The organism is Winogradskyella sp. (genome assembly GCF_028289625.1).
Taxonomy (GTDB): Bacteria; Bacteroidota; Bacteroidia; order Flavobacteriales; family Flavobacteriaceae; genus Winogradskyella.
Map to the genome: position 1 here is coordinate 43,871 of NZ_JANQOM010000084.1, position 11,639 is coordinate 55,509.

At 35.1% G+C, this 11,639-nt stretch carries 12 protein-coding genes; 7 read left to right on the top strand and 5 right to left on the bottom strand.

The window, feature by feature from the left end; genetic code table 11:
• Positions 1–29: 29 nt before the first annotated feature.
• Entirely contained in the window at positions 30–938 is a 909-nt protein-coding gene (gene xerA, locus Q0992_RS15755) for a site-specific tyrosine recombinase/integron integrase (RefSeq protein ID WP_299526661.1), read from the bottom strand.
• Positions 939–1,155: 217 nt separating this feature from the next.
• On the opposite strand from xerA, the gene Q0992_RS15760 reads away from it, so the two are divergent.
• The 5 genes from Q0992_RS15760 (at position 1,156) to Q0992_RS15780 (ending at position 4,037) form a co-directional block, all read left to right on the top strand.
• Positions 1,156–1,704, top strand: coding sequence for a porin family protein (locus tag Q0992_RS15760; protein ID WP_299526663.1), 549 nt, complete (start codon positions 1,156–1,158; stop codon positions 1,702–1,704).
• Between the two features lie 152 nt (positions 1,705–1,856).
• The gene (locus Q0992_RS15765; RefSeq protein ID WP_299526665.1) at positions 1,857–2,465 is read left to right on the top strand and encodes a porin family protein; all 609 of its coding nucleotides are present in this window, start codon (positions 1,857–1,859) and stop codon (positions 2,463–2,465) included.
• A gap of 76 nt (positions 2,466–2,541) precedes the next feature.
• Positions 2,542–2,961 (top strand): type II 3-dehydroquinate dehydratase, encoded by a 420-nt coding sequence (aroQ, locus tag Q0992_RS15770; protein WP_299526667.1) that lies wholly within the window; start codon positions 2,542–2,544, stop codon positions 2,959–2,961.
• 1 nt (position 2,962) lies between these two features.
• Entirely contained in the window at positions 2,963–3,436 is a 474-nt protein-coding gene (locus Q0992_RS15775; RefSeq protein ID WP_299526669.1) for a hypothetical protein, read from the top strand.
• A gap of 31 nt (positions 3,437–3,467) precedes the next feature.
• Positions 3,468–4,037 carry a porin family protein gene (locus tag Q0992_RS15780; protein ID WP_299526671.1) on the top strand — a complete coding sequence of 190 codons (570 nt, stop codon included), beginning with the start codon at positions 3,468–3,470 and terminating at the stop codon, positions 4,035–4,037.
• A 97-nt stretch (positions 4,038–4,134) separates the two neighbouring features.
• Here Q0992_RS15780 and lpdA read toward each other — a convergent pair whose 3' ends face one another.
• The 3 genes from lpdA to msrB all read right to left on the bottom strand — a co-directional run bounded on the left by lpdA (position 4,135) and on the right by msrB (position 6,684).
• Entirely contained in the window at positions 4,135–5,511 is a 1,377-nt protein-coding gene (gene lpdA, locus Q0992_RS15785; RefSeq protein WP_299526673.1) for a dihydrolipoyl dehydrogenase, read from the bottom strand.
• Between the two features lie 128 nt (positions 5,512–5,639).
• Positions 5,640–6,191, bottom strand: coding sequence for a DinB family protein (locus tag Q0992_RS15790; protein ID WP_299526675.1), 552 nt, complete (start codon positions 6,189–6,191; stop codon positions 5,640–5,642).
• Entirely contained in the window at positions 6,184–6,684 is a 501-nt protein-coding gene (gene msrB / locus Q0992_RS15795) for a peptide-methionine (R)-S-oxide reductase MsrB (RefSeq protein WP_299526676.1), read from the bottom strand. Before msrB ends, Q0992_RS15790 begins: the two co-directional genes overlap by 8 nt.
• A 177-nt stretch (positions 6,685–6,861) precedes the next feature.
• On the opposite strand from msrB, the gene glgA reads away from it, so the two are divergent.
• Together glgA and Q0992_RS15805 are read left to right on the top strand one after the other, a co-directional pair.
• The gene (glgA, locus tag Q0992_RS15800) at positions 6,862–8,073 is read left to right on the top strand and encodes a glycogen synthase (RefSeq protein WP_299526678.1); all 1,212 of its coding nucleotides are present in this window, start codon (positions 6,862–6,864) and stop codon (positions 8,071–8,073) included.
• The gene (locus Q0992_RS15805; RefSeq protein ID WP_299526680.1) at positions 8,070–9,335 is read left to right on the top strand and encodes a glucose-1-phosphate adenylyltransferase; all 1,266 of its coding nucleotides are present in this window, start codon (positions 8,070–8,072) and stop codon (positions 9,333–9,335) included. Before glgA ends, Q0992_RS15805 begins: the two co-directional genes overlap by 4 nt.
• A gap of 89 nt (positions 9,336–9,424) precedes the next feature.
• Here Q0992_RS15805 and Q0992_RS15810 read toward each other — a convergent pair whose 3' ends face one another.
• On the bottom strand, positions 9,425–11,611 hold the full coding sequence (locus Q0992_RS15810; RefSeq protein WP_299526682.1) for a bifunctional alpha,alpha-trehalose-phosphate synthase (UDP-forming)/trehalose-phosphatase: 2,187 nt from the start codon (positions 11,609–11,611) through the stop codon (positions 9,425–9,427).
• Between the last annotated feature and the right edge of the window lie 28 nt (positions 11,612–11,639).

Consider the following 11,639-nt stretch of genomic DNA (forward strand, 5'->3'; position numbering starts at 1 on the left):
TCACTAATCACTAATCACTAATCACTAATCTATTTTCTGGGGTGGAATTTATTGAGTACATCGCTTAAATGAGATCGGTCAACATGCATATAAACTTCTGTAGTAGTAATACTTTCATGACCTAGCATCATTTGAATAGCTCTTAAATCTGCACCATTTTCTAATAAATGTGTCGCAAAAGAATGTCTAAATGTGTGAGGGGAAACGGTCTTTTTTAAACCGGATTTTTCAACAAGTTTTTTTATAATGGTGAAAATCATCGCTCTAGTGAGTTTTTCGCCTTTGTAATTCAAGAACAAGACATCTTTTGAACTAGGCGCTACATCAATGTGATTTCTTATAGCTCTCCAAATATTTATAAACTTTTGCGTGGTTTCACCAATAGGGACAAAACGTTGTTTGTTACCCTTTCCTGTTACTTTTATAAAACCTTCGTCAAAGAACAAGTCAGACAATTTTAGTTCTATCAGTTCACTGACACGCAATCCACAACTATATAAGGTTTCTATAATAGCTCTATTACGCTCTCCAAGGTTTACACCATTATATTGATAGCTTAAATCTATGGTACGTATTAACAAATCAATATCACTAACGGATAAGGTATCAGGAAGTTTTCTACCAATTTTAGGTGATTCAATCAAATCCATGGGATTTGCTTCACGGTAATTCTCGAAGATAAGATAGTCGAAGAAATTCCTCAAGCCAGAAATTAAGCGTCCTTGGGACCTAGGTTTTAAGGTTTTGGAAATGGAATATATAAACTGTTTAATAACTTCTTTGTTAATGCTAACAGGTGAAGAATTAATATTGTTTTCTTCGAGATAATTGATAAGCTTTTTAATATCGTAGCTGTAGTTCTCAATAGAGTTTTTGGACAATCCACGTTCGATTTTTAAATAATGTTGGTAATCCGTTATTGCTTGAGACCAATTCATAATTAAACTGACGGTATTGGTACCAAATGTACTGATAAGACTACGTAATTCATCGTATTTTCACAAATAATTGTTAATAACAATATTTTTAATATTCTGAAAATCAAAATTTTAATTAAAAATGTTTACAAAATTGTTAATAACTGTGCCTAGAAACTTTATTATGTCAAAAAAAAGGCTTTAGTTTGTACTAATCAATTTTAAAACTTAAAAGATTATGAAAAAATTATTTTTAGCTGCTTTCGCAGTATTCGCATTTGCTTCGGTAAATGCACAAGACATTACTTTTGGTGCTAAAGCGGGTGTTAATTTCGCATCACTTACAGGAGATGATGTAGATGCAGATGGGAGAACAAGTTTTCACCTTGGTGCTGTAGCAAATATTGGTATTTCAGAAAAATTTTCTGTTCAACCTGAATTACTTTATTCTGCGCAAGGACTAACTAATGATGGAGATGTTGTTGGCAAATTAGATTATATCTCTTTACCAATATTAGCTAGTTTTGAAGTAGCAGAGGGGTTTAGCGTTCAAGCTGGTCCTCAAGTGGCATTTAATATTAATGACAGTGTTGAAGTAGATGGAGAAGATGCTGGTGATCTTGATGCTGAAGGTGTCGATTTTGGTTTAGCAGCTGGTCTTCAATACAAAATGGACAGTGGATTATTTTTCCAAGCACGTTACGGCTTAGGTTTATCAGATGTTATTAGTGATGTTGACGCAAAGAACTCAGTAATAGCTTTATCTGTAGGATATTTTTTCCTATAAGAAAAGAAAATGTTTAAAATTTATAAAAGAGGCTTTAAAGCCTCTTTTTTTATATTCTAAGTTTTTCAAAAAGAATAAAAAATAACATTATTTATTAGATTTTAAGTGACTATAAACTTACTTTAGCACACTGAAAAATTCAATAATTTAAAATGAAAAAATCATTTTTACTAGCTATTACACTGGTGCTTTTTACCCTAAAAGGAATTGCACAAGATGACTCAAATACTAATACTTCAACAGAACCAAAATTTGGTATAAAGGCAGGTTACTCGTCTCTTACGCTCCGGGTATCGTTAGATGGGACTTCTGCATCAGAAAACGTTTCTGGTTTTTATGTCGGGTTCTTTTCAGAATTTGGTATTTCTGATAAATTTGGAATTCAGCCAGAGTTGCATTATGCTAGCTACAGTGAGGACGGGGAAAATTCTGATGTATTAATCTTGCCGGTTTTAGCAGAATATAAAGTTAATGAAAAGTTTCACTTGCAAGCTGGGCCACAATTTGACTATATATTAAATGAAGAGGATGCTATAGGTTTAAATCGTTTGGGAATAGGTGTCGCCTTAGGAGCATCTTATGACATCACTGAAAATATAATTTTAGATACAAGGTACTCATTTGCTTTATCCAACAGAATCAATGATGATGAGTTGATTTTAAATGGTTTAGGCGCAGGTGAATTTGACACAGTTATTGGAGATTTCGATGTAAAAGCACGATTTAATTATTTTCAAATAGGGCTGGGCTATAGATTTTAAAGAATAATCGTCCTGAAATATTTAACCGAAGCAATTGCTTCGGTTTTTTTATACGCATATTTTATATATTTACTTTATGAAGCATTTAATCATTATAAATGGACCGAATCTCAATTTGTTAGGAAAGCGTGAACCTGCGATATATGGTTCTGAAACATTTGAAGATTATCTCCAAAAATTAAAATCAAAGTACAATGATTTACAGATTGATTACTATCAATCTAATGTTGAAGGTGAGCTTATAGATAAGTTGCAAGAGGTTGGTTTTACCTATGATGGGATTATTTTAAATGCAGCGGCTTACACGCATACTTCAGTAGGTATTGGTGATGCAGTAAAAGCTATTGATACATCCGTTGTAGAAGTGCATATTTCTAATACGTTTTCCAGAGAGGAGTTTAGACATCAATCTTTTATTTCACCAAACGCAAACGGAGTCATTCTTGGTTTTGGATTAAAGAGTTATGATTTAGCTATAGAAAGCTTCATTGATTAGTATGAAAAAAATAGTTGTTCTTTTTATAGTCATTAGTTTCAGCTCAATGTTAGTTGCGCAAACTGATTTTGGAGTAAAAGGTGGTCTTAATATTACTTTTTTTAAAGTGGTTGAGGGTGATTTTGGAACTAATCCGAGTGAAGAAATCGGTTATTATGGCGGCATTTTTCTTAATATGGAGTTAGACGATAAGCTGCATCTTCAGCCAGAATTACTTTATATTCACATCAGGGATTTTCAATTTTTAAATGCTCCTATTTATTTGGAGTACGATATCAATAAAGACTTTCATATTCTAGTGGGTCCCAGTCTTAATTATTTTTTTGATTTTTTTTCAAATAAATTCAAGGTAAGGGTGGATCTTAGTTTAGCTTATAATTTTTCTCCCAAGCTCGATATCCACATGAAGTATACTATTGGCTTTGAAGAACTGTCACCCAATGTGCTCTTTCTTGGATTGGGTTATAGATTATAGAGAAAGAAATCTTTAGTTGTTAAAGTATAATATGAAGAAAATATGGGCTCTTTTTATTGCTATTAGTTTCACCTCATTGTTAGTTTCACAAACTGATTTTGGAATAAAAGGTGGACTTAATTTAGCAACATTTGGACGTGATATCGAAGATAACGAGTTTAGAAATTCATTTCATATAGGCGCTTTTATGCAAATTGAACTTTTTGAAGATTTTAGTATTCAGCCAGAAATAATTTATTCTGAACAAGGAACTATATTAACCGACACAAGAAATGATGTTAAAGTCAAACTAAATTATTTGAATATTCCTTTAGTAGCAAAATATTATCTTGACTATGGATGGTATCTTGAAGCTGGCCCATATGTCAGTTTTGCGCTCGCTAGAAAAGAAGAATCTTTGGGAGATTTGCAAGATGCATCTGATATTTACAATTCTGTTGAAACCGGAATTACGTTTGGACTAATGCGAGAATATAACCGCTGGTTTATTTCACTTCGTATTAATGGAAGCATTAATAATGTTTTAAAAGAAAATAAAGAAAACGAGGATAGATTTGTAAACTCAAGTGTTTATCTTCTTTCTATTGGATATAAGTTGTAATAATACTAATTCTAAAATCTAACTATCTTTTAAACTATCTAATAAATCCCAAATTCTTACTGAAAAATCTGGGATTTATTGTTTTTCTGCCAACTACCTATAGGTGAATCACCTCATCATAAGCATCAGCAACAGCTTCCATAACGGCTTCGCTCATTGTTGGATGCGGATGAACAGCTTTTAAAACTTCATGTCCTGTGGTTTCTAATTTTCTTCCTAAAACAGCTTCAGCAATCATGTCGGTCACTCCAGCACCAATCATGTGGCAACCTAACCATTCGCCATATTTGGCGTCAAAAATAACTTTTACAAAACCTTCTTTATTTCCACCAGCACTTGCTTTACCAGAAGCTGAAAACGGAAATTTACCAACCTTAATATCGTAACCTTGTTCTTTAGCTTGAGCTTCAGTTAGTCCAACACTGGCTACTTCAGGTGAACAATAAGTACATCCAGGAATATTGCCATAATCTAAAGCCTCAACATGGTGGCCTGCGATTTTTTCAACACATAAAATCCCTTCTGCTGAAGCGACATGTGCCAATGCCTGACCAGGAGTAACATCACCTATGGCATAGTAACCCGGGATATTGGTTTGGTAATAATCGTTGACCAAGATTTTATCTCTGTCTACAGCAATACCTACATCCTCAAGACCTATATTCTCTGTGTTAGATTTTATGCCTACAGCAGATAATAAAATATCAGCTTCTAAGACTTCTTCGCCTTTTTTGGTTTTTACGGTGGCCTTAACACCTTTTCCAGAAGTATCAACAGAGGTCACCTCAGAAGAGGTCATAATTTTTATACCAGATTTTTTAAAGCTACGCTCTAATTGCTTGGACACTTCATCATCTTCCACTGGAACAATTTTTGGCATAAATTCAACAATAGTAACTTCAGTTCCCATTGAATTATAGAAATAAGCAAACTCAACACCTATGGCACCTGAACCAACAACAATCATTTTTTTAGGTTGTTTGTTTAAGGTCATCGCTTGTCTGTAACCAATCACTTTTTTACCATCTTGTGGTAAACTTGGCAATTCGCGAGAACGCGCTCCAGTAGCAATTATAATATGGTCTGCAGTATATTCCTTACCGTCGACATCAACTTTCTTTCCTGGCTTTACCTTTCCATGGCCCTCAATAACGTCAATTTTATTCTTCTTCATTAAGAACTTCACACCATTACTCATACCGTCGGCAACTCCACGACTTCGTTTTACAACGGCATCAAAATCATGTTCGGCGTCTTTAACTTTTAGGCCATAATCTTCTGCATGCTTGAGATATTCAAAAACTTGAGCGGATTTTAAAAGCGCTTTTGTTGGAATACAGCCCCAATTTAAACAAACGCCACCGAGGCTTTCTTTTTCTACAATAGCAGTTTTGAATCCTAATTGAGAGGCTCTAATCGCAGTAACATAACCACCAGGACCGCTTCCCAATACTATAATATCGTATTTACTCATGAGTAATTTTTTAGTTGAAATTTTGAGAATACAAAAGTAACAAATTCCGAACAGAATTTTAAAAGGCGCTATTGAAATCTAAACATAGGAGAAGTACCTATTTAGATAAAGTTTTCATAAAACTTGCGCTACAGGTCATCTGTAAAATGCCTTTTGCCTTTATCTTTAGAAAACTTTTCCGAGTTATAGTCTTTTGATTTCCCCTTAGCTATTGATAACGATTGCCAGTTTTTTCCTTTTATGAGCTTACCCAAAAACACAATTTGTCCTGTATGATAGGCATAGTGCATCATTTGTCTGTTAATAGCTTCAGTAACTGTATGGCCTTGGTTTCTGATGTATATAATTCTCTTTAAGTCATTTTCAGAAAGCGGCTCAATGGCGTGGAACAAACAATTCCATCCCTTATTCCAAGCGTTAATGATATCATCTTTTGAATTATAAGTATCTATAAATTCATCGTCACGGTGTCTCCATTCTTTTTCACCATCCTCGGTTAAAAAGTTGGTCCATCGGCTGAGCATATTTCCTACCATGTGTTTAACAATTATAGAAACGGAATTGGAGTCTTCAGCAAATTCCTTTTTTAAGTCTTCAAACGATAATTGAGATATAGTTTTGTCTCCCAGACTCCTATAATATTTAAACTGCTTTATGGTGCTCTCGAGATAGCTAGTCATTCTTTTCTGAAGTGTCTTCAGGGACAAATTTTAATGCTACACCATTAATACAATGACGCTTACCAGTGGTTTCCCTTGGCCCATCATTAAACACATGACCAAGATGTCCACCGCAGGTGGCGCAGTGCTCTTCAGTACGCGCATAACCAATGTTGTAATCTGTAGAAAACGCTATGTTACCTTCGATTTCTCTATCAAAGCTAGGCCAACCAGTACCGGAATCAAATTTGTGCTCACTTTTAAATAACGGCGTATCGCAAGCCGCACAATGATACACACCTTTCTCATAATTTTTATTTAAAGGACTTGAAAAAGGTCGTTCGGTACCAGCCTTGCGTAAAACGTAATACTGTTTTTCAGTAAGTTGTTCTTTCCATTCGGCTTCAGTTTTGGTAATTGGAAAGGTTTCTTTTTCTTGGGTTTCTTTCTTTTGGGCAGAACTATTACAGCTAAAAAGAAGTCCGGCAAAAGCGAATAATAAAATCTTTTTCATGATATAAAATTACAAAATTTTGATTGTAAGTTTTGTCGAAAACAATAGTTCAAAATTACTAATTGGTTAAAGTTTATGTTTTTGTTAAGTAATTTACTTGAAGGATAGGTAGAATGACATTATTTCGTTATTTTACATTATAATTTGTTTAAGTAATTTACTACTCTATAAAAACTGATGAAAGCATTGTTTCTTACAAGAGAATTTCCACCTTATGTTTATGGAGGTGCTGGTGTGCATGTCGAGTACTTAGCTAAGGAATTAGCAGATCTTATTGAGGTCGAAGTCAGAGCTTTTGGTGACCAAGATATAAGTGGCAATAGCTTAAGTGTAAAGGGATATCCATTTAAGGATGGCTTATTCGCTAATAGTGATGAGAAACTAAAAGCCGTTTTCAAGACCTTAGGTACAGGGTTGCATATGAATGCTGATATTATTGATGCAGATATTGTGCATTGCCATACTTGGTATTCGCATTTTGCAGGTATTATGGCTAAACTCTGCTATGGTTTACCTTTGGTGGTAACGACACATTCGTTAGAACCTTTAAGACCTTGGAAACGCGAGCAGCTTGGTAGAGGTTATGATGCTTCATCCTGGATAGAAAAAACAGCTATCGAAATGGCAGATTGTTTGATTGCTGTTTCTGAAGAGACTAAAGATGATGTCTTAAAACATTTTGATGTTGATGAAAATAAAGTTCAAGTTGTCTATAATGGTATAGATTTAGACCAATACGTAGTTGTTGAAGAATCCGACGTCCTTGATGCTTATGGTATAGATAAATCTAAACCTTATGTACTCTTCGTTGGACGAATAACACGGCAGAAAGGGATTATCCATCTCGTTAATGCCATAAAGTATATTGATGCCGACACGCAAATTGTCTTATGTGCTGGTGCACCAGATACCAATGAAATTGCTAGGGAAATGGAAGATGCTGTAGCCGAAGCCTCTAAAAACAGAGACAATATCTTTTGGATTGATAAGATGCTAGATAAGAAGGATGTCATTCAGTTGTATTCTCATGCCGACGTATTTTGTTGCCCATCCATTTATGAGCCTTTTGGTATTATTAACATAGAGGCTATGGCTTGTGAAACTGCAGTAGTTGCAAGTGCAGTTGGTGGTATTAAAGAAGTTGTGGTTGAAGGTGAAACAGGCTTATTGATTGATCTAGAGCAACAAGACGCTGCTCCTTTTGAACCAGTAAATCCAGACCAGTTCTCAAAAGATTTAGCAAGTGGAATTAATACACTTACCGCTGATAATGAATTAAGAATAAAAATGGCAAAGAATGGAAGAAAACGAGTAGAGGATTTTTTCGATTGGAAAGCCATAGCAAAACAAACAGAATCAATTTACAAATCATTAATAAAAAACCGATGATAAACGATAAAGTCTTATCCATAATATTAGGAGGTGGCCAGGGGTCTCGCTTATACCCATTGACGGAACAAAGATCAAAACCTGCTGTTCCTATTGCGGGTAAATACCGATTGGTAGACATTCCGATCTCTAATTGTATAAACTCCAGTATTAAACGTATGTATGTCTTAACGCAATTTAATTCTGCATCACTGAATAGACATATAAAAAACACGTATCATTTTAGCTTTTTTAGCTCGGCATTTGTAGATGTACTTGCTGCCGAACAAACTATTAAAAGTGATAAGTGGTTTCAAGGTACGGCGGATGCTGTGAGGCAAGGGATGCATCATTTTCTACAACACGACTTTGAATACGCGCTTATATTATCTGGTGACCAGCTTTATCAAATGGATTATAATGATATGATTGATGCACATATTGCATCTGGGGCAGATATTTCTGTGGGCACCTATCCAGTGACTGCAAAGGACGGAACCGCTTTTGGTATTTTAAAAACCGATGAAAACAACCAAATCACATCGTTTGTTGAGAAGCCTTCAATCGACGCCATAGTCGATTGGAAATCTGATGTAAGTGATGAGATGCGACAACAAGGACGGGAGTATTTGGGCTCTACGGGTATATACGTATTCAATAAGGATTTGTTAATTGAATTAATGAATGATGAAAGTACCGTTGATTTTGGGAAGGAGATTATTCCTCAAAATATCGATAAACATAAGGTTATGAGCTTTCCGTTTGAAGGTTATTGGACTGATATTGGAAACATAGACTCATTCTTTGAGGCTAACCTCGGGCTGACTGACGAAATTCCAAAATTCAATCTTTACGATTTGGATAATCGTATTTACACCAATGCTCGAATTTTACCTACGTCAAAGATTTCGGGTACCACACTAAATAAAGCTGTTATCGCGGAAGGGTGTCTAATACATGCTGCTACTATTGAAAAATCCGTAATTGGTATTCGTTCTAGAATAGGTAAGGAGTCTATAGTTATCAATACGTATATGATGGGTAGTGACACCTATGAATCTTTAGAGGATATTGAAAATAAAAAAATAGATGTATTAATAGGAATAGGAGAGCGCTGTTTTATTAAAAATACCATAATAGATAAAAATTGCCGAATTGGGGATGATGTGAAGATTAATGGTGGACCGCATCTCGAAGATACTGAAACCGACAAATATGTCATTAAGGATGGCATTGTGGTCGTTAAGAAAGACGCTGTAATATTGCCAGGCACAATTATTTGATAGTTTTTATTTATTACCGTAAAAGGAGTTTCAACTGACACGGCTAGTGTTTTTGACCTAATTAAGGTCATACTTACTTTTATATTGTTTCAAATCAATTTTTGAAGTAATTGTCGTACCTGATTTGGGTCTTTTATTTGATACTTTGCCTTGGTTTTTGTAAAACCTACTTTGATAGTATAGGCGGATTCTGGTGCTTCTTCAAACATGTATTCATCGGTCCAATCATCGCCCAAAACCATGATAAAATCATAGTCATTTTGCGTAAGTAAACGACTTACAACCCTGCCTTTATTAACGTTACTACTCTTAATTTCAATGACCTTATTTCCTTGCAGAATTGATAAGCCATTGTTGGCAACCATACTTGTAAGTACGGTATTGAGTTCCATGGTCCGGATTTTAGCAAGTTCAGGATCTGCAGTCCGATAATGCCAAGCGAGTGAGTAGTTTTTGGTTTCGATAAATGTGCTTGGTGTGCTATCCCTAAAGGTTTCCAATATAGGTCGTATGCTTTGCATCCAGTCAGTTTTTAAGCGTTCTAATTGAACCCATTCTTTCTTCTCATATAGCCACACACCGTGATCTGTTACTAGATTATACGGCTTATGACCAAACCAACGTTGAAAGGTGTCTTTATCGCGCCCACTAATTAAAACTAATGTCGACTGTTCTTGTAATTGGTCTAGTAGTTTAAACAAAGCTTCGTCTGGTTGCGCATCTTGTGGATTATCCTTAAAACCAACCAAAGTACCGTCATAATCCAAGAGTACAAGTTTTTTCTTCTTATTTTTAAAGTCTTCAATTAGATGATTCTCATAGTCACCTGATAGTTTTTTTGTAATTATAGCATTCTTTATTTGTTTTGTCGCTTCTAAAGATTTGAGAAACTCTTTAGCCCATTTCTCTACATCATAACGTTTTAAGCGTTTTTGTAAAAACTTAATACGGGTTTTTTGTTCTTCTAATGGCATGGTTAATGCGCGTTTAAGATTCCATGCAAAATTCTGAAAATTATTAGGGTTAATTAGTAATGCTTCGTTCATTTCCTTGGAGGCGCCGGCCATTTCACTTAAGATTAAGACACCATCGCCTTTGATTCTTGTTGCCACATATTCCTTGGCTACTAAATTCATCCCATCTCTTATGGGAGTAATCAAAGCAATATCCGAAGAGATATAGAGGTCAATCAAGTCTTCAAAAGGTAATGACCTGTAATAATACCAAATAGGTGTCCAACTGACTGTGGCAAACTTACCGTTTATCCTACCTACCAACTCGTCAGTTTCACGTTTTAATTTTTGATACTGTGGAACATTAGAACGTGATGGTACAGCCAACATAACCAATCGAACTTTTTCTTTATACTCAGGATATGTGTCGAGAAAATATTCAAAAGCCTTTATTCTATTGGGAATCCCCTTGGTATAGTCCATGCGGTCGATAGACAGAATCAATTTTTTATCTTCAGTAAGATGTTCTTCTAAACGTTTTCGAAGGTCAGACTTTTTAATAGTTTCACTATGATGTTTTAGAGCCGTATTGTAAAACTTATCATAGTCAATGCCCATAGGGAAAGAGTCAACCTTTATAATTCGATCATGATAATTTATTTCATTGAAATTAACATCTAATCGAAGGATACGTTTTACGGAACTCAAAAAATGGCGTTCATAATCATAGGTGTGAAAACCCAATAGGTCTGCACCTAGCATACCTGTTAAAATTTCGGCACGCCACGGAAAGGTTCTAAAGATTTCATATGAAGGGAAGGGAATGTGTAAAAAGAAACCTATGGTTGTATTCGGTTTTTTATCTTTGATAAGTTGTGGTAGCAGTAATAGTTGATAGTCATGAACCCAAACTGTATCACCATCCTCCAAGTTATCAATAACGACTTCAGCAAACTTTTCGTTGGCGCGTTTATAGGCTTCCCATTCATGTTGCTCAAAATAGGTATATTCCATAAAGTAATGGAACAACGGCCAAAGCGCTCTATTGCTAAACCCTTCGTAGTAATCTTCAATATCTTCACTACTGAGGGGAACAGAAACGCATTTTGCATTTCTAATCTTAGTATCTACCTCTATGGAAAGTGCTGAATCAATCTCATCTTCTGGTATGCCAGACCAACCCACCCAAATACCATTTCCTTCTGCATGTACAGATTTCATTCCTGTTGCCAAGCCACCAACACTAGGAGTGATAGTCAATGAATTCTCATCTATAGCAACTTGAAGTGGTAAACGATTTGAAACAATAATAGTTTTATTCATAAAGATAATTTGCGCCAAATGATAGTAT